Here is an 18,440-nt window from a genome sequence, read left to right as displayed (position 1 = left end):
AAAGAATGTAAAGTTTTATTTTCTCCTTAGTATTCATATTCAGCCCCTAAATCATTACTTAACATTATCCAACTGTTATTAGTAATAAGTTTTCCATCAAATGAATCCTTACCGCACGGAGTTGCAGCTCCCCGAGCACAGCGTTTGACCAGATTGGACGTTGATCAAATATCGGCTTACCTCGGCTGCCTTTGGGGCTATGAGTGCCGGATGAGAAAGATATCAAACGGCGACCAATTCAAGTGAGAAAAAAGTTAGTTATCGCTCGGATTTTGAAAGGTTTTTTGACTGGGATCAGACTTGAGCCAAGTTGGCAGCGGGTTGAGTGGGTAAGGGGAGTTCAATAAACAAACAGATAAGGCATCCTTGGCTACTGGCGTCAAGTGACAGCAGTGGCTGGGCAATATCACTGTGATGCCCTGTTATCAGGGCTATGGGTTTCGGGACATCGATCAGACCGGCCACGTTTGTCGAGGGTGTTTAGTAGCCGGTCATCTCCAGATAGCCGACCCCCTTGGCATCTCCCTCCACCGTTACCGCTCCCTCCCAGTAGTCAAAGCGACCTGTCATGGCCTGATTGGGCTGACGGGCTTTGATGGTGAGCTGCATATCGGCGGCGTTTAGCTGCCACTCGACGGGGTAATCCTGCCCCTTTGGGCCGCGCCAGGTGTTGCCCGGCGTAAGGTGAATCGCGTCGGGGGCGAGCACTCGGCTGCTGCCATCCCGCTCAATCAAGATGCCGTAGCGGTTCTCGGGCTCAGTGCGTCCCGATTTGGTGCGCAGGCGAAACAGCATCAGCTCGCGGCCATCGGCCAGTTGCAGCGAAAACCAGTCCCAGCCCGATTGCCACTCCGCCAATACCGAGCTGCTCCACTCGTGATCAAACCAGCCTTGTCCGGTGACGGTGCGGGTCTCGCCATCACGAGTCAGGGTGCCGCTTAAATGCAGGCGCGGGTAGGAGTAGTAAAAGGAGGCGTTGCCCGGGCTTTTCTCGCTGTAACCGGCCTTGCCTTGCAGCACCAGCGGCTTGGCGGCAGTGACGGTGAGGTTCAGCTCGCCAATCTTGCTCTGCACCTTGAGGGTGGCGGGGAACAGCGCAGCCCCTTGGGAGGCAAGCCGCCACTCCCTGAGCCAATATTGGCCGCCGCTGGCCCCCGCCAGTCCCGGCCCCTGCCGACTGGCCCGTTCATCTTGCTGGTGGCTGCCACGGTCGAGATCCGTGATGGCAAACTGGGCCAGCCAGAGCTGGGGGGTGAGCCAGGGGTTGCCGGTGCGGAGTTCTTGCTCGATACCCTGCCTAAACAGTGTCCACTGCATGCCATATGCGCGCCCCTGTTCATCCTTGAGGTTGCCGGTCAGATACCACCACTCGGAGCGGTAATCGGGGTGGGCGGCGTGATCCTCCGGCAGCTGTATGGTTTGCCCCGGCAGCACCTTTTTAAAGCTGTCGTTGCCGCCGCCGAGCAGGGCGCCCAGATCGCTGGCCTGCGCGCTGCCAATCATGGCAATCAGCGGGATCAAGAGGGTGGCGAGCCACAGGAACCGTAAAGAGGACAAGCTTCCCCTCACCCTGGCCCTCTCCCGAAGGGAGAGGGGATGGTTCAATGCCGCACTCAGCTCTTCTCTGTGCTGAAGAAGGGGCGGATAGAGGGAAGTGGTCAATGGGGTCTTCCAACCATGGCTGAGCCAGTGCGCTAACCGATATCTCATACCACTCTCCTTGCCGCATACCAGGATGCCAATGCGCCACAGACCGGTGCTAGCAACAGGGCGGTGACCGCATGAAGGGGGGCGGCCTCGAAGGCGAGGCGCCAGCCAAAGGCGCGGGGATTGACCACCTCGATCAGCACCCAGGCGAGGCCATATCCCACCGGCAGGGCCAGCAGGGCGGTGAGCAGCCCCAATCCAGCCCCTTGCCACACCAGCAGCTGGCGGCAGTGGCGGGGGCTCAAGCCCAGACTCTGCAAGGTCTGCAGCTCACCACGGCGTGCCAGCCCCAGCACCATAAAGGCCGAGCCGATCCCGACAAAGGCGATGCCGAGGATCAGCAGTTTCAATAGCTCAGTCACCACAAAGGTCTGGTCAAACACCTTGAGGGCCGCACTGTGGATGGCGGGGGCGGAGAGCAGATTGAGCTGCTCGCCAAAGCGCTCGCGCAGGCGGTCGGCCAGCTGCTCGGGGTCGTTGCTAAAGAGGGCGAGGGATTGCACCGCTCCCGCTTCGAAGGCGTGCAGGATCTGTCCCTTGTCGCTGCCGTAGTCCTGATAGACGCCGGTGACGGTGAACTGCCTTGGCCCCTGCTCGCCGCTGATCGTCAATGTCTGGCCCACCTTGGCCCCGAGGCGCACCGTCAGCGGTTCGCTCGCCAGCACTTCGTCGGGACGGGTGGGCCAGCGTCCGGCCAGCAGCGGATAGGCCGCTTTAAGCTGGGGGATAAAGTCCATTTGCGCCCACTCGATGGGCTGCCCCTGCCAGCGGGCGGGGTACACCGAGCGGCGTGAGGCGGCGCTCACCAGCGGGTTGGCGAGCAGGGGCTCGAGGGTGGTGTCGCTCAAGGTGCCCTTGTTGCCCGCCACCCCCTTGGGGGCGGTGACATAGAGATCGGCGGCCAGACGCTGGCCGAGCCAGATTTCCACGCTGGAGCGAAAACTCGACACCATGACCCCGATGCCGATGGCCGCCGCGATGGCGAGCTGCAACGCCATCACCGCGATGGCGGTGCGATCGAGATGATAGAGGGTCTCGGCCACCCCGAGCCGGGCGGTGAGAGGGCCGCCTGTGCGCCGTCGCAACCAGCCAAGCAGGCCGCGCAGGGCATCGGGCAGCCAGAGCGCCATGGCCAGCAGCCAGCCTCCGGCGATAAACAGGGCGCCGGTCAGACCGGTTTGTGGCAGCCACAGGCAGAGGGTGCACAGCAGCAAGATGGCGATGGCCAGCCCGCGCCGTCGCCACGGGTGAGCGGGGGGACGGTTGCTTCCGGCTCGCAGTTCGAGGGGGGATTGGCGCAGCAGTTGCCACCAGCCGGGCAGGTTGGCGGCCAGCGTGCCGAGCAGCCCGATCAACAGCGCCTTGAGCAGGCTCACGGGGGAGAGGCGCAACAGATCGATGGGGTTGGGCCCATAGAGATCGGCCAGCGCCTGAGTCAGTTGCCCCATCAGTGCCAGCGCCAACAGGCTGCCGAGCAGCACCCCGAGCAGGGTGCCCACCGTGGCGAGAATAAGTAGCTCCAGAATAAGCCAGCGGAGTACCCGGCTCGGCCCCATCCCCAAAATGATCAACTGGGCCAGCTGGGGGCGGCGCACGCTCTGCACAAACCGCTGGGCGTTGAACACCAGAAACAATCCCACCGCCATGGCGAGCAATGAGAGCGCCGTCAGGTTAAGGGCCAGCGCATCGCCAAGCTGGCTGGCATCGAGCGCCGGGCTGATGGGCTCAAGCCACAAGGGCTGGTTCGGGTAACGGGTTTGCAGGGTGGCCTGCAGGGTACGAGCCTCGGCGTCGCTTAGCTTGAAGACGATGCGATCGAGCCGACCCGCTTTGCCCAGCAGCGGCTGGGCGAGGCCGATATCGGTCACCAACAGCCGCTCCATGGGCACGGCGCCGGGTTCGAAAGTGCCCGCCAGAGTCAGAGTCAGGGGGCGGGCGCTGGCATCCTCGCTGCCGCCCAATACAAAGCGGCGGCTCTGGCCCGCTTGCCAGCCAAGGCGATCAGCCTCGGGGGCCGCCAGCCAGACGCTGTCGGCACGGTTTAAGGAGAAGGTGGGGTCGCTATCAGGCGGGGTGCCAAACAGCTGGCGCAGGGGGCCGGGGTTGAAGATATCCATCCCCAGCAGTTGAAAGCTACGGCCCTGCTCATCTTTGAGCCAGCCATGGAGCTGGGGCATGGCATCGAGGGCGGGCTGGCTTGTCACCAGTTGCACGTAAAGTTGTTCATCCAGCCCGCCAGTGGGTGCCAGCCGGTAGTTGGCTTCCCCTGCCAGCTGGCTGCGGGCGGCGACAAAGTTGGTGCGCGCGCTGTGATTGAGCAGCTCGATGGCCACCACCAGCGAGACCCCCAACACCAGCCCGGCCAGACTCATCAACAGCAGCCAGGGGTGGCTGCGATAGAGGCGCAGCAGCGCTTTGAGTGGCAGCATCAGCGTGCTCCCGGCAGACGCAGCTTAGCCATGACGGGGCCCCTTGAGTTCGATCAGCAGACCCCCTTCGAGGCGAAGCACCCTGTCGGCCAGAGCGGCATAGGCCGGGTTGTGGCTCACCAGCAGCAAGCCTGCACCGGTGTCGCGCACCGCCGCTATCATCAGCGCCATCACCTGTTCGGCATTGTGCTCATCGAGGCTGCCGGTGGGTTCGTCGGCGAGCAGCCACCTGGGCTGATGGATGAGGGCGCGGGCCAGCGCCACCCGCTGTCGCTGGCCGCCGGAAAGCTGCTCCGGCCAGGCATGGCGCTTATGGGCCATATCGAGCTGTTGCAGCAAGCGGTCAATCTTGGTCTCATCCTGTGGCAGACCGTTGATGGCCAGCGGCAGGGCCAGATTCTCGGCCACGTTCAGGGTCGGCAGCAGGTTGAAATCCTGATAGACGATACCGAAATGGCGGCCCCGCAGGCGCGCCCGCTCGTCGGGGGAGCGGGTGTCGATACGGGTCTCCCCCAGCCAGATCTCCCCTTCATCCGGTGCAATCAGCCCGGCGATCAGATTGAGCAGGGTGGACTTGCCGCAGCCGCTTTGGCCCAGCAGCAGGGTGATCTCGCCAGCGGGGAGGGCGAGATCGAGATGGTGGAACAGCGGCAGTCGTTCACTGCCGTTATCGAAGCTCTTGCAGAGGTTGCGCAGGGTCAGCATGGGATAACCGTTTGATGGTCAATGGCTTTCATCATGCTTGGTACGCTAGCACGGCCAACAATGATCAACACGCCTTACGGTTGTTCAAGAGTGCCAGTTAGTGATCAAGTCGGCAAAAGAGCAGTGGATCCTCGCTGGATCCCGCTTGCCCGAGGTGGTTAGAATAGGGGCTTCCATGGGTCACAGGATGAGCAAGGATGTTACACAAGCAAGTCAGTTTTATCATCGATAGCAAGGGGAACAAGCAGGCGGCCGTCGTCCCCATCGAGATCTACAACGAGCTGATGACCCTGCAAAAGGCGCTCTCCGACAATCGTCCCGGGGAGCGTGAGCTTTACCACTTCAATGGCAAAGGGGCCGAAGCTCACGGTTATCCGGTGGGCAAGCGGCAAAATCCGGGCTTTATGGTGCTGGCCGGTTCCACCGCCAATGGCGAGGATGCCGCTTCCCTGCGCGAGGCGGTGATTGAACTACGGCTGGAGCTGCTGGAAAAGGGCATTCTGGTGCCCCGCAGCGAAGGGGGCTTTCTCTTTACCGCCGATCAGCTGTTCAACAGCCCGAGCCTGGCCGCGAGCCTGGTAGCAGGCAACAACCGAAGCGGTCTGGATGCCTGGCAAAATAGCGCGGGGTATACCCTGAAACAGTCCGGTTTTGGCAAGAAGTGACGCATATCGGAGGGGATTGAGGGGCGCCTGATACCGCATCTCTCCCCAAAAAAGAGCGCCCCCTGTCGCAAGAGAGGGGGCGCTTTTTTTATATCCCGCAGAGGGATCAGTGTGCCTTGTGGCCGGTGAGCAGCCAGTAGCTGAGGGCTGAACCTACCCCGCAGCAGGCGATGGCGATGGCCATCGGCAGCGGCGAGTGGGGCGGATTGAGGTTGACCAGAATGCCGACCAGCGCGCCGATGCCAAAGCGCAGGGTGCCCGCCAGAGCCGAGGCGGTGCCCGCCGCCTGCGGGAAGTGGCCCATCAGGCCGGTCATGGCGTTGGCGCCCACCAGACTGATATGACCGACAAACAGTACCACCGGAATGACGATGCCCCACAGGCCGCCGGTCTCGCTCCAGGCGTTGTAGACCAGCAGGGCGCCCGCGCAGGGCAGCACCAGCAAGCCGTATTGCAGCATCCGCTCGGCGCCCACCCCTTTCACCAGTCGGCTGTTGGCGAAGGTCACCACCATCATCAGCAGGATATTGAGGCCAAACAGCCAGCCGTAGTGCTCGGTCGGTACCTTGAAGTACTCGATATAGACGTAAGGCGAGCCGCTTAAGAAGGCGAACATGCCGGAGCTTGAGAGGGAGCCGCACAGCACATAACCCATGGCGCCGCGATGGGAGAGCACCCCCCAGTAGTTCTTGAGGATCTGGCCGATCTTGAGCGGCTGACGGTGCTCGGGCTTCAGGGTCTCCTCGATTTTCCACTGCATCACCAGACAGATGAGCAGGCTGATCCCCACCAGCAGCCAGAAGATCACCCGCCAGCTGGCATGGGCACTGATGTAACCCCCCACCACGGGTGCCACCAGCGGTGCCAAGGTCATCACCAGAATGACGAACGACATGGCGCGGGAAAAGGCATCCTTCTCAAACAGGTCGCGCAGCAGGGCATTGACCACTACCGAACCCGCGGCGCCGCCCGCCGCCTGCAGCATCCGGTAGGCCAGCAATTCGGGCAGGGAGTCCGCCATGGCACAACCGACTGAGGCGATGGCAAACATCACCAGCCCCGCCAGGATCACCGGCTTGCGGCCATAGCTGTCGGCGAGCGGGCCGTAGAAGAGCTGGCCGATGGCAAAGCCGCCCAGAAAGGCGCTGATGGTTAGCTGGGCACCGTCGATGCTGGTGGCCAGATCCCGGGCGATGGCCGGAATAGCCGGCAGATACATATCTACCGCGAGCGGGGTCAGGCCCGCCAGCGCACCCAGCAGGATAAAGAGAAAACGGGGGGAGAGGGCGGAGGCCCGGGTCGGAGCGGTTTGGGGCATAAGGTATCCAGTTGTGGGATGGATGGAAAAAGGGCGAAAAGGCAGTCTATCAGTTTTGTGCCAGCGGGGGATCCGGTATGGCGAGCCAGAGGCCCGGTTCGGCGTGAAATCGGGGGGCAAACCAGATCTGTCTGCTGCCAGCCTGCATTTCAGCCGGCTCAATGGCCCGGCGACTCAGGCGGCAGGCTCCTTGAGAGAGCGCCAGCGCTGCATCCCCCTGGTACCAGCCGTCCGTTACCGGCAGTGCCGTGGTCTCCCGCAGCAATCTTACCCCCCACTGGGTCACCAGCGCCGGGCACGCTGTTTCTGCCACCCTTGCTGCCTGCACCATGGCGGGCTGACGGGGCTGGATGAAGGTCGCAGCGAGCAGCAGCAATCCGGCCACCGTTACCAGCTTCTCGCCCCGACGCGGCAGCCAGCCTGCCAGCAGCACGATACCGAGCAGGGTGATGGGGGCCAGATGGCGAGGATTATCGGGATTCTGGCCAAACAGGGTCCAGAGCAGCAGGGCGAGCCAGTAGAGTGTCCAGAACGGGGAGAGGGCGGCAGTGTGGCCTTTTGAGCGCTGCCAGAGCGGCAACACCAGCAGCCCTCCGACAGCCAAGGGCCAAAGCGGAGTGAGCTGATCGTTGAAGGTGCGCGCCCAGCTTAGCAGCCGATCGCCGTGGGCCGCCGCCGTGTTGCCCCACAGGGTAAAGTGGCCGTCGGTAAAGCGCCGCCCCTCGCTGAAATAGGCCCAGCCATCGGCCTGCCAGACAAAGAGCAGACTGGTGAGGCCCACCAGTGCGATGGGGAGCACAAACCTGACGCGCGTGCCCTGCTGCGCCATCCCAAGCCAGAGCGGCAGCAGCGCCAGCACAAAATAGGAGGGGCGCAGCGCCAGCAGCAAGCCAAGCATTAGGCCTGCCAGCGCCATTCTGCGCTGCTGCAAGGCTAGCAGCGTCCCGATCCAAGCGGCGAGCGCCGGCCCGTCCGAGAGGCCGGAGAGCGCCAGCGTAGGTGTAAGCGGCAGGGCCAATACCAGCAGCCAGACGGGGGCGAGCAGACTTGGCCGTTGCCACAATCTGACCGCCAGCAAGGCGGCGAGCGGCGCCAGCAAACTGCTCCCCAAGAGGCTTGCCCACTGCACCGCGCGGGCCGGATCGTCCACTGCCAGATTAATCAGCCGCGCCAGCCAGATAAAGGCGGGATAGCCCGGGAAGTGGGGGGAGAACTCCAGCACGCTAAAGCGCGTCACCCCGTGGGCGAAATTGAGGGCATCGTCGGAATCGAGCGCCACCGGGAAGGCCAGCAGCCAGACGAGCCAGGCCAGTTGCAGAAGGATCAGCAAGTAGGGTCGATTAGCGAAGCGTAATCGGCCGTGGTGACGTCCCCCTTCTCCCCTTGTGGGAGAAGGGCTGGGGATGAGGGGGGCCGTCGTCATCAATGAGAGGCCATCAAAGCGGCGCCAGCACGGCCATCAGCGCTTTTTCCGCTGCGGCAAAGGCGGCGGCATCGGCGGGTTTGGCACCCACTCCGAATACCCCCGGGTTGCCGATGGCATCGAGCACCTTGGCCAGCGCCTGCTCGGCGGCCTTGCGATCCCCTTCACTGAGGGAGGGGAGGATCAAATCGAGGAAGCGCTTGCTCTTGACCACCAGCACCTTGGCGGTCTGGTAGTCGCCAAGATTCTGGCTGGCCCCTTCGAGGCGGCGCTCGATCTCCGCCTTGTAGGCGCGGTTGAGCAGGGCGGCGGTGGCTGCAGCATCTTTGGCCTTGATGGCGGCGGCCAGTGGCGCTTGCAGTTCCACCTTGTGGTGCTGTTCCAGATAGGTCAGCTCGTCGGCAATCTCGCTCAAGGTGGCGCTGGCATCCTTGCCATCAGTGGCGGCGCCAAGCAGCCCTTCGCGGGCGTCGATCAGTGGCTCCTTGCCGGCAGCTGCGTAGGAGTAAGCCTGCGCCTGCCCGCTCAGGGTCAGCAGCAGGGTGAGGGCAAGTAAACCCGGGCGGATGGTCATCCTGTTCTCCTTACTTATGCCAATGGCGCGGCCATCAGGCCACGCTCTGGGTCTCAATGACGGTATTTTCGTTGCGATGGTTGAAGATGGCGTGGCGTCTGTCCACCCCGTCGATCACCATGTCGGCCGCCATCATCCCCATCTCCATGGCGGTGTCGGTGAAGATGTAGCGGAATGTCCCCTGACGGCCGGTCATGATGAGGTTGTTGATCGGCATCAGCGCCTTGATGGCTTCGTTGCGGCGGGCCTGATAGCCCAGATCCATCAGCGGATAGGCGTACTCGCTGCGGGCTTCGAAGGTCTCATCGCCAAGCTTGGCGGTATCGACGCCGAGGCTCGCCAGATCAGCGGTGACCCGTCCGCGCAGATCGGCCAGCGGTGCCTGCCAGGTGGCATCCCCCGGATTGCAGGGGATCTCCAGCATTACCGAGGTCTGGCCCTGGGGTGCCATAAAGGGGCTGCGGCGGCGCGGCTCCTGCAGACGGGTGGCCAGAATATGGGGGTCGGAGAGGTACTGCCAGGTGTTGTCTGACAGGTTCTCCTGCTTGAGGGGCATATTGACGAAGCGAAGCGACCGGTAGTGCAGATCGCACGGCAAGCCCAGATGCTGGCAGGTGAGCGGCAGCGGCAGGGTGGAGATCACCTGATCAAAGCGCTCACTCTGCTCAACATCATCTTGTTTCCAATAAACCCGTTCGATGCGGCCATCAGCCTGCTCAAGGCGGATGATGGTGGCGCCGGTTTTGAGCTTAACCCCCTCGGCAACCAGCCGCTCTCCCAGCGTGGTGAAGATCTGGCCGAAGCCATATTTGGGATAGCGGTATTTGCGGGCATAGGTGCGCACCGAAATGCTGCCGTTACGTCTTGGCAGCAGACGTCGCGCCACGTCTTTCAAATCGATGAGGCTGATGCGTTGACCGGCCCAGTCGGCGGAGAGCTTGTCCGGGTTGATGCCCCACAGCTTGCCGGTGTAGCCCTCGAAGAACTGGCGATAGAGGGTGCGGCCAAAGTGACTCTGGATCCACTCGGCAAAGCTCGCCTTGGCGAAATCGGTGGGCTTCTTGCTAAAGGGCAACAGCAGCAAGTCCTTCACCGCACCGGCCATTAGGGCCAGCGGCGCTGTCTTGAGCAGGTTGGGCAGGTTCAAGGGGTAGTCATAGGTGCGCCCGCCAAAGCGGATCACGCTTTTGCGCTCGGCGTGGAGCAGGTCTTCACCCATCAGCTCGTCGATAAAGGCGAGCAGCTCGGGGTTTTTGGTGATAAAGCGGTGGCCGCCGTAGTCGAAGCGATACTCGCCATCGCGCCCCTTGAAGGTCTGGGTGGCGCACATGCCGCCGACGACCGGCTCCTGCTCGAACAGGGTGACTGCAAAACCGGCCTGACAGAGGCGCCAGGCAGCCATCAGACCGGCGGGGCCAGCACCCAGCACTGCAATGCTCTTCTTGTTGTTATCGCTCATAACCTATTCCGAAACTGCTTGTTCAAGAAGGGAACCGTGCCAAGGCGCGGCTCCCGAATAGTGTTGTTACCCCGTGGCCTGTTGCCACAGGGCGTGCGGGTTCATCAGCCCTTGCTGGATGTTGCGTTCACCTGCGGCCGATAGCTGCGCTGCCAGAGGGTAACGAAAATCGCCAGATAGAGGGCCCAGGTCAGCAGCTGCAAGCCCGCGGGTGAGGCATTGTAGCCAAACAGAGCGCGCAGGAAGGTACCAAATACCCCCTGATCGTCGAGAATGTGGCTGATGTCGAACACCGGCGTGGTCCAGAAAGTGATGATATCCGCCGCCTGCAACATATTGACGGCGGACGAGAGCAAGCCAGCGGCGATGATGATGATCAGCAGCCCGGTCCAGCGGAAGAAGGGGGCCAGCGCCACCTTGCGGGTGGAGCGCAGCAGCCCCCACACCAGCGCGATGGAGACCAGCAGCCCCGCCAGCGCACCTATCAGGCCGGATTGCAGATCCACCCCTTGGCCCGAGTAGAGCAGGGCGGAGAAGAAGAGCACGGTTTCAAACCCTTCGCGCATCACCGCGAGGAAGGCGAGCAGCACCAGCCCAAAAAGGTTGCCGCCATCGATGGCCGCATCGATGCGCGCCGTCATGGCCCCCACCTGGGATTTGGCCTGCTTTTGCATCCAGATAGCCATATAGGTAAGCACCAGAGTGGCGAAGATCAGGATCCCCGCCATCAAGAGGTGGTTGTAACGCTCGCTCTCAAACTGGCTCACCACCACCTGGAACAGGAAGGCGACGACAAAGGAGGCGACCAGACCCAGCCCCACCCCCAGATAGATGAACTTGTTGTAGCGGCTCGCTCCCAGCTTGGCGAGGTAGGAGAGGCAGATGCCGACCAGCAGGAAGGCTTCCAGCCCCTCGCGCAGGGTAATGAGAAAACTTGCAAACATCAGGATTGAGGCTCCGTAGCGGGCGTGACGGGGAGAGGCGGCAAGGTGAGTTGCAGCCGGTTGAGCATGACTATGGGTGGCTCCGGCAAGCTGGGCTCGGCGGCGCGTACCGCATCATTGACCCACTTGGGGTAGGTGCGGAAATTGAGTTTGATATCGACCTTGAAGGGCCCTTGGGCATCTGCTGGCAGCGGCCAAGCTTCATCGCGCCAGCCATCGGCTGGAATACGGGTATCTTCCAACAACTTGGCGTAGCGCCAGAACTTGAGCCCCACTGGTTTGCCCTCGGCATCGCCGAATACTTTGCGAAACAGCCGCGCATCGTCTGGCACGGCGCCATCCACCGGCTGGCCGCTTGCAAGCACCAGCTTGCCGCTGGCGTCGGTGACGGTCAGCTCCAGCCAGAGTTCACGAAAATCGGCTACCCCGGTGGGCAGGGCGTGGCCTGCGCCGGTATTGGCGACCCGCACCACCAGCTGCTGACTATCGGCAGCCTGTTCGATCCGGGCCGAGAGGGTTGCGCTGGAGCGCAAGAGTGCCAGACTCTCCTGCTCAAGGTCGGGATTGCGCAGCCCCACCAGCTGGTGCTGGGCACCGGTAAAGTTGTGGCGATAGAGCCGCGATTTCATGGTGCCGTTTTCGGTGGACTGGCCCGCCACCGGCGCGCCGCCATTGCCCGGCTCCGAGTTCATATGGCAGTCGATACAGGTGCGCCGTTTGGCAGGATCCTCGGCCTTGGCGAAGCTGGATTTTTCCCACTCGTCCCAGGTGTTGACGATATTGGCGCCGGTGCCAGGGGCAAACTCGTTGTGGCACGACTTGCACAGGGCCGCATCGCGGTAAAAATCTTTCTGATAGGAGGCTTTGTGGGCCGCCGGACGGGCGTTGATCTGCCGCTCGGCCAGCCAGTGCTGGAGGCTGCCACCCGCGGCATCCTCGAACACATAGCTCTCGCGGTCTTTCAAATTCACGGTAAAGGCGCTGTTGCCGCCCGCGTCTTCTACCTTGGTGATGCGATGGCAGAGCACGCAGCCGGTTCCTTCCTCAACCACCGGTTCGCCAGCCTTGTGGGCGGCAATCAGCGAGGCGCCGCCTTGCTCGAACATGTGTGAGCCCTTGGGCAGATCCATCTGGCCTGTCATCACCTGCTGGGGCATATGGCAGCCCTGGCACCACTGGCCGAACGCTTCCCCTTCGGTTTCGCGGGCCAGCGCCTGCACCACCTTGTAGTAGGGGTGGGAGTTGCCCATCAGCCGGTGGTTGCTCTCGCTCCAGTCCTTGAACGCTTGGCTGTGGCAGTTCTGGCAGGAGGCGGAGTTGAGCCACTCTTTCGGGTGGGTTGTAGGCGCCTTGGCGGGATCCGTGCGCGGGGCATCGAGTCGCAGCCAGTTGGCAAGATAGGGGAGGTTGCCATCGGCGGTGACGAAGGCGTGTAAGTCCTCCATCATCGCTTTCACTTCCGGTTGGGGCCTCGCGGGGTCAACTGCCTCGGCCCCATCGCGGGTGTCGTGGCCCATGCCGCCCTGGGTCTGCTGGGTCATGCGCAGGTATTCGCCGACAAAATCCCCCGCCACCATGTTGGTGAGGTTGGCGTGGCCGTTGATGGCGTTGTCGCCGCTCTGCTGGCGATGGGCCGCCATCAGATAGCGATTGGTGAAGTTGAACCCGTCCAGATGGCAGGAGTTGCAGCTCATCCAGTTGTCTCCCGCCATGGGGAAGCGTGAGTTGGACGCTGTGTTACCAAGGTTGAACAGCCGCTCGCCGCGCTGAAGCGATTTGGGACGGGGATCTGTCTCTACCAGTTTGGCAAAGTGGGGCACATCGACGGTGACCCGGGCAAACGGGCCGCTGCCGCCGCTATTGAGGCGGGTGAGATCCTGCCCCATGGCGTTGTGCACCAGAATATGGTCGCCATCGATCAGCAGATCCCGCGGATTCTGGCCCGGCAGGTGACGCAAGAGCTGGGTCGCCTTGGCGCCTCCCTGAAACTTCTTGCGGCGGTGACGGTTGTTGTTGGACTTGCCGCTGCGGGAGAGGTCGAACACCAGCAGATCTTCCGAGCCCGCCAGGGTCAGATAGACCCGCTTGCCGTCGGCGGCGAAGCGCGCCGCGAAGGGGTTTGAGACGATCTGGCTGCGGTTGCCGACGCTTGGCAGATTGATCTGCAAAAAGAGCTGCTTTCTTTCATCGACCCGCTCTTTTTCCTCATCGAGATCGATGATGGAGACCGCCGGAAAGACGGTGCTCTGAAACTGGAAGGGGTGATCGAAGCTCCAGAGCACATGTGGCAGCCAAGCCTCGCTGCCATCGGGGGAGAGGGTGATGCCATCGAGCAGGCGCGGTAATCCCTGCGAGTCGCTCGGCGTGTCGCTGTGGGTCTCGGCAAGGGTAATGAGTTTGGGTTTGGGCAGGGTAATCTCGGGCAGCGAGGAGCCCTTGGCGCCATGGCCAAGCTTGGCAAGATCATAGATGGCGAGCTGGCCCGTCATGGCGTGGGTCAGCAGCAGGCGATCATCGTTGGTCAATGCCAGTCCACGCGGAGTCTCGGCGGTTTCTGCGTCCAGCTGGAGGTTGCCGGCGCTGTCGTAAGCCTGCAGACGAGCTGATTCGAACAGCGTGACCCAGAACCACTGCCGCTTGGGATCGAAGATGACGCCGTAGGGTCTATGGCCGGTGGGGATCGCCTTTTCCAGAGTGAGATCATCATGCAGCAGCAGCAGGCGATCGCCGCTGTAGTCGGTGATCAGCAGGGTGCCGTCATCGGCGCGGGCAAGCTGGCGCAGATCGCCCCCCAGCTGCACTTCCTTGAGCCGCTTGCCGCTATCGCGCTCAAGCAGGGTGACGGAACCTGCGCTCAGGTTGGCGGTGACGAGGCGCGGGCTTTGCCCCTCCTCATAGGCGAGCATCCCGGCGCCCATCTGCTGGGCAAACGCAAAGGGGGTTACCAGCAGCAGGACGAGGGCCAGCAGGGGTGAAAAATATGCACAAAACGATGACTTCAACATGGGATCAGGAGCGCCATTTCAAGATGGTCCAGCGCCAGGCGTGGCGCAGCACCAGAGGAGTGAGCAGCAGTGCGCTCAGCCAGTGGGCCCAGCTGGCGAGGTTGCCCATGGCATCGCCCGGAGTGCCGTGCAGCACCAGCAGCAGGCCGCTGGCCAGACAGACCAACAGCAGGGCTTCGATAATCCGCCCCGTGGTGCGCAAAAAAGGTTTGTTGCTGCGGTTCAACAAGCTGCGATGGGAGAGCCAGAAGGCGCCAAACAGCAGCGGAAACAGGGTGAGCGAGAGCATCACATGCAAGAACAGATTCCAGCGCGCCAGCGACCAGAGCGGGGTCAGCGGTTCCCACAGCAGCAGGCCGGAGAAGAACATCAGATAGAGGGTGCCCTCGGCGGCCTGATGGTGATAGGCCAGCCACTGCCAGAATTGTCGGGGGGCGAGGGAAAGGGTTGTCATAACTGCTCCAACACCCGGGCAATCGGCCCGGGGGGAGCAAGTCTATAACGCAGTAAGGGTAATGAAAAGAGTTATCAATTGTATTGCTGATGAATAAAAGCTGAATCTCGCCAGTGAAGATCCACCGCTATTTGTGTTCGGCCATGCGCTCGGTGATCGCATAAATCAGTGCCGCCATCGAGAAGGCGAGAAACACCACTACAGACCACTTCATCTCCACTTCGTTGGTAATGCCATCTTCGAGGAAGGCTTTGAGCACCTCCACCCCGGCAATGGTGACCAGCGAGTTGATGACGATGAGCTTGAGGGAGGCAAAGTTGATCTTGCTAAGCCAGTTGTTGCCAAGCGCTTCGCGCTGCTCCTGGGTCTGGATGAACTGCACGTAGCCGCACACCGCCACCAGGATCAACATCTGGGCCACCAGCACAAAGTCGACCAGCGTCAGCACGCCGGTGATGAGATCCATATAGGGGATCTCGATGATATTGACGCAGAGCGCATAGAGCTGCATGAAGAACTTGACCATCAGCAGGGCAACGCAGAGCAGGATGCAGACGTAGAAGGGGTACATCATCATCTTGCTGCCATTGAGCATGAGATTGAACTGGCGCATAAAAACTCCAAGATAAGGAAACAGGGGGATTATGACGTGAACTGCATCCGAAGACAGCGCTCTGTGTTGATGACGGCTGCTTTTATCTGCAGGGCTCGAGAATGACAGTGTGAGGGCAGAGCAGCTTGTCATGCCCTCTATAAAGGATGTAGAGAGGGTTTGCGAGAGTCGCGCATACAGTCAGGAACAAAGCGGCTCTGCTGACAATGCCAAAGTTTGCAAGAGAGATACGAAAAAGCCCAGCCATAAGGCTGGGCTTTAGAATGCTTTTTCACCGGTTGGCCTCTGGCTATCACTCTGTCGCCTTACTCAGGATCCAGCTCCTGCGGGATCACCTCGCGCTTTTTCAGGGTGGAGAGATAGACCAGCAGGGCAATGGCGGCCAATAAGGCTGCCGAGGCGGAGTATCTGCTGAGCTCCAGTCCGCCTTTGCCAAGCGGCTTGTCGAGAAAATCCCCCACCACAGCACCTAGCGGGCGAGTGATGATGAAAGCCGCCCAGAAGAGCAGGGTGCGTGAGACCCGGGTCAGCAGGTAGGTGGCGACAATGGCCAGCAAGATACCGCCAAAGAGCACCATGCTGCCGGTATAGCCAAAGCCGCCATCATCGGCCACCCAGTCACCGAGCGCGGTACCCAGCGTCTGGGAGAACATGATGGTGATCCAGTAGAACATCTCGGTTCTGGATGAACTGATGTCACTGGTCGCTATGTTGCCCTGAAATTTGTACCACACCAGAAAAGAGCCCATCAGCAGCAGGAACAGCAGGGTTGACCCGCCTGCATAGCCCATCCCCAGCGAACGATCGGCAAAGTCTGCCAACGTGGTGCCCACTGTGGTGGTGGCGATAATGGTTGTCCAGTAGAGCGCCGGGTTATAGCGCTTGGCTGAAATCTGGGCGCCGACGGCAATAAAGAAGATAACGGCAAAGATGCCGGTACTGACCAGATAGCCGAGATCCATCGACATGGATACCGCATCTCCTCCGGTTTCTCCCAGAGTCGTTGCCAATATTTTGGTGAACCAGAATGCCAGAGTGATCTCCGGCACCTTGCTGACTGAGTGAGCGACGCTGTTATGCATAATGCACCATCCTGTGGTTTGACGAAGAGCCGTCAGCAATGAGCATGTCGGGGATTTCTTAAGAGAGGCTTAAGGTCACAGAGGGGATGGCAAGAAAAGATCATTTTTGACCAGATGCAAACTTTGCGGGTATCAGCGGGATCTTAATTATTCCTTAAGGTTCAAGTTTTATTGTCCGCCAGCAATTCAATAGTTGATAAAGCTCACATTGTAACAAGGTGTTACTGACTAGTTGAGAGAGTTCTCAACTAGCTCTGTTAATATCCCGATGCAGCCTTGGTTCAGGCTGCGTTCAATTTTCCGGCATTTGGTTCAAGAGGTGGTGTTTCGGTGGTAAAAATCAGAGTTGTACCCTTTATTTTCCTGTTGGCACTGATATTTGCCTTCCTGCTTAACTGGCCCGTGTTGCTTCACTTCTACGATATCCTCAGCAATCTGGAGCACTTCAAGATAGGGTTTGCCATCTCGATCCCGGTGCTGCTGGTGGCGGCGCTCAACTTCGTTTTCATGCCCTTCTCCCAGCGTTACTTCCTGAAACCCTTCTTTGCGTTTCTCTTTGTGACCGGCGCCATCGTCAGTTACACCATGCTGAAGTATCGGGTCATGTTCGATCAGGAGATGATCCAGAACATCTTCGAGACCAACCAGAGCGAGGCCTACTCCTATGTCAGCCTGCCCATCGTGGTCTGGGTGGCTCTGGCCGGTGTATTGCCCGCCGTGCTGCTCTTTTTTGTCAAAATCGAGTACCCGAAAAAGTGGTATTTGGGGCTGTTCCAGCGCGCCATCTCCATGGCTGCATCCCTGGCTGTCGTGGGCATCATAGCGGCATTTTACTATCAGGATTACGTCTCGGTCGGGCGCAACAACCAGACTCTCAATCGCGAGATCGTGCCGGCCAACTATGTCTACAGCACCACCAAGTATCTCTACAAACGTTACGTCGCCGAGCCCATTCCGTTCACCACCCTGGGTGATGATGCCAAGCGAGTCGCGAAAGAGGATAAACCGACTCTGATGTTCCTGGTGGTGGGGGAGACCGCCCGCGGCAAGAACTTCTCGATGAACGGCTACGAGAAAGAGACCAACTCCTTTACCAGTCAGGCCGGGGGCGTAATCTCCTTCAAGGACGTGCGCTCTTGCGGCACGGCTACGGCGGTGTCGGTGCCCTGCATGTTCTCCAACATGGGGCGCAAGGAGTTTGACGATAACCGGGCCCGCAACAGTGAAGGTCTGCTCGATGTGTTGCAAAGAAGCGGGGTCTCCATCTTCTGGAAGGAGAACGACGGCGGCTGCAAAGGGGTGTGCGATCGGGTGCCCAATATCGAGATCAAGCCAAAAGATCACCCGCAGTTCTGCGACAAGAACACCTGCTATGACGAGGTCGTACTGCAGAACCTCGACGACGAGGTGGCGCAGATGAAGGGCGACAAGCTGGTTGGCTTCCATCTTATCGGCAGCCACGGCCCGACTTACTACAAGCGTTATCCGGATAACCATCGCCAGTTCGTACCGGACTGCCCGCGCAGCGACATCGAGAACTGCAGCGATGAAGAGCTGGTCAACACCTATGACAACACCATCCGCTACACCGATTACGTGATTGCCGAGTTGATCACCAAGCTCAAGAGCTATGAGGCAGACTACAACACGGCGCTGATCTACCTCTCTGATCACGGCGAGTCGCTCGGTGCGATGGGGCTCTATCTGCACGGTACGCCCTACAAGTTTGCCCCTGACGACCAGACCCGGGTACCGATGCAGGTCTGGATGTCGCCGGGCTTTGCCAAAGAGAAGGGGATGGATCTGAACTGCCTGCAGCAAAAAGCGGCAGACAATCGCTACTCCCATGACAACCTCTTCTCTTCTGTGCTCGGGATCTGGGATGTCAGCACGGCGGTATACGACAAGCAGCTCGATATTTTCAGCCAGTGCCGCACCGTGCAGTAAGGTGAGGGCCGACTCGGGGCGCCAGTGCGCCCCTTTTTTATCCCCAAAATTGTTCAGTTTTCATATATGACTCTCTCCATTTGTTTAGATGCTATGTACGAAATGGAGCGGGTTG

General features: G+C 60.8%; 14 protein-coding genes. 2 read left to right on the top strand and 12 right to left on the bottom strand.

Annotated elements, in window-relative coordinates; translation table 11 throughout:
- Positions 1–480 precede the first annotated feature (480 nt).
- The 3 genes from AACS24_RS03745 to AACS24_RS03735 form a co-directional block, all read right to left on the bottom strand.
- Positions 481–1,521, bottom strand: coding sequence for a lipocalin-like domain-containing protein (locus tag AACS24_RS03745; RefSeq protein ID WP_181364300.1), 1,041 nt, complete (start codon positions 1,519–1,521; stop codon positions 481–483).
- A gap of 185 nt (positions 1,522–1,706) precedes the next feature.
- Positions 1,707–4,136 carry an ABC transporter permease gene (locus AACS24_RS03740; protein ID WP_108572395.1) on the bottom strand — a complete coding sequence of 810 codons (2,430 nt, stop codon included), beginning with the start codon at positions 4,134–4,136 and terminating at the stop codon, positions 1,707–1,709.
- A 24-nt stretch (positions 4,137–4,160) separates the two neighbouring features.
- Positions 4,161–4,841 (bottom strand): ABC transporter ATP-binding protein, encoded by a 681-nt coding sequence (locus tag AACS24_RS03735; protein ID WP_108572394.1) that lies wholly within the window; start codon positions 4,839–4,841, stop codon positions 4,161–4,163.
- Between the two features lie 197 nt (positions 4,842–5,038).
- Here AACS24_RS03735 and AACS24_RS03730 point away from each other — a divergent pair, with 197 nt between their 5' ends.
- On the top strand, positions 5,039–5,506 hold the full coding sequence (locus AACS24_RS03730) for a DUF4357 domain-containing protein (RefSeq protein WP_033115146.1): 468 nt from the start codon (positions 5,039–5,041) through the stop codon (positions 5,504–5,506).
- A gap of 106 nt (positions 5,507–5,612) precedes the next feature.
- Here the strand turns inward: AACS24_RS03730 and AACS24_RS03725 are convergent, their stop codons facing one another.
- From AACS24_RS03725 to AACS24_RS03685, 9 genes are all read right to left on the bottom strand, one after another.
- Entirely contained in the window at positions 5,613–6,824 is a 1,212-nt protein-coding gene (locus AACS24_RS03725; protein ID WP_043852079.1) for a Bcr/CflA family multidrug efflux MFS transporter, read from the bottom strand.
- 49 nt (positions 6,825–6,873) lie between these two features.
- Positions 6,874–8,154: a hypothetical protein gene (locus AACS24_RS03720; RefSeq protein ID WP_108572393.1), complete on the bottom strand. Its 1,281-nt coding sequence runs from the start codon at positions 8,152–8,154 to the stop codon at positions 6,874–6,876.
- A 106-nt stretch (positions 8,155–8,260) separates the two neighbouring features.
- Entirely contained in the window at positions 8,261–8,821 is a 561-nt protein-coding gene (locus tag AACS24_RS03715; protein WP_108572392.1) for a hypothetical protein, read from the bottom strand.
- A gap of 34 nt (positions 8,822–8,855) precedes the next feature.
- Positions 8,856–10,280, bottom strand: a complete 1,425-nt coding sequence (locus AACS24_RS03710) for an NAD(P)/FAD-dependent oxidoreductase (RefSeq protein ID WP_108572391.1) — start codon at positions 10,278–10,280, stop codon at positions 8,856–8,858.
- Positions 10,281–10,384: 104 nt separating this feature from the next.
- On the bottom strand, positions 10,385–11,224 hold the full coding sequence (locus AACS24_RS03705; RefSeq protein ID WP_108572390.1) for an FTR1 family iron permease: 840 nt from the start codon (positions 11,222–11,224) through the stop codon (positions 10,385–10,387).
- Complete coding sequence (locus tag AACS24_RS03700; protein WP_181364298.1) at positions 11,224–14,229, bottom strand: YncE family protein; 3,006 nt, start codon at positions 14,227–14,229, stop codon at positions 11,224–11,226. Before AACS24_RS03700 ends, AACS24_RS03705 begins: the two co-directional genes overlap by 1 nt.
- Positions 14,230–14,233: 4 nt before the next feature.
- A complete protein-coding gene (locus AACS24_RS03695; protein WP_108572389.1) occupies positions 14,234–14,683 on the bottom strand; it encodes a hypothetical protein in 450 nt (149 codons plus the stop codon).
- 127 nt (positions 14,684–14,810) lie between these two features.
- Complete coding sequence (locus AACS24_RS03690) at positions 14,811–15,296, bottom strand: YqhA family protein (protein WP_033115154.1); 486 nt, start codon at positions 15,294–15,296, stop codon at positions 14,811–14,813.
- Positions 15,297–15,601: 305 nt separating this feature from the next.
- Positions 15,602–16,378, bottom strand: coding sequence for a COG4705 family protein (locus tag AACS24_RS03685; RefSeq protein WP_033115155.1), 777 nt, complete (start codon positions 16,376–16,378; stop codon positions 15,602–15,604).
- Positions 16,379–16,708: 330 nt separating this feature from the next.
- Between AACS24_RS03685 and AACS24_RS03680 the strand changes: the two genes are divergently transcribed.
- Positions 16,709–18,325 (top strand): MCR-3-related phosphoethanolamine--lipid A transferase, encoded by a 1,617-nt coding sequence (locus tag AACS24_RS03680; protein ID WP_108572388.1) that lies wholly within the window; start codon positions 16,709–16,711, stop codon positions 18,323–18,325.
- The last annotated feature ends 115 nt before the right edge of the window (positions 18,326–18,440 follow it).

The sequence above is a fragment of the Aeromonas sp. HMWF016 genome (assembly GCF_963878195.1).
Taxonomy (GTDB): Bacteria; Pseudomonadota; Gammaproteobacteria; order Enterobacterales; family Aeromonadaceae; genus Aeromonas; species Aeromonas lacus.
The sequence above is the reverse complement of the archived record's forward strand: the minus strand, read 5'-3'. Positions and strand labels throughout refer to the sequence as shown.

Excerpts from the sequence above, each read along its gene's own strand:
- AACS24_RS03740 (WP_108572395.1), bottom strand. The coding sequence starts at position 4,136 with ATGCTGCCACTCAAAGCGCTGCTGCGCCTCTATCGCAGCCACCCCTGG.
- AACS24_RS03735 (WP_108572394.1), bottom strand. The coding sequence starts at position 4,841 with ATGCTGACCCTGCGCAACCTCTGCAAGAGCTTCGATAACGGCAGTGAA.
- AACS24_RS03730 (WP_033115146.1), top strand. The coding sequence starts at position 5,039 with ATGTTACACAAGCAAGTCAGTTTTATCATCGATAGCAAGGGGAACAAG.
- AACS24_RS03725 (WP_043852079.1), bottom strand. The coding sequence starts at position 6,824 with ATGCCCCAAACCGCTCCGACCCGGGCCTCCGCCCTCTCCCCCCGTTTT.
- AACS24_RS03715 (WP_108572392.1), bottom strand. The coding sequence starts at position 8,821 with ATGACCATCCGCCCGGGTTTACTTGCCCTCACCCTGCTGCTGACCCTG.
- AACS24_RS03710 (WP_108572391.1), bottom strand. The coding sequence starts at position 10,280 with ATGAGCGATAACAACAAGAAGAGCATTGCAGTGCTGGGTGCTGGCCCC.
- AACS24_RS03705 (WP_108572390.1), bottom strand. The coding sequence starts at position 11,224 with ATGTTTGCAAGTTTTCTCATTACCCTGCGCGAGGGGCTGGAAGCCTTC.
- AACS24_RS03700 (WP_181364298.1), bottom strand. The coding sequence starts at position 14,229 with ATGTTGAAGTCATCGTTTTGTGCATATTTTTCACCCCTGCTGGCCCTC.
- AACS24_RS03695 (WP_108572389.1), bottom strand. The coding sequence starts at position 14,683 with ATGACAACCCTTTCCCTCGCCCCCCGACAATTCTGGCAGTGGCTGGCC.
- AACS24_RS03690 (WP_033115154.1), bottom strand. The coding sequence starts at position 15,296 with ATGCGCCAGTTCAATCTCATGCTCAATGGCAGCAAGATGATGATGTAC.
- AACS24_RS03685 (WP_033115155.1), bottom strand. The coding sequence starts at position 16,378 with ATGCATAACAGCGTCGCTCACTCAGTCAGCAAGGTGCCGGAGATCACT.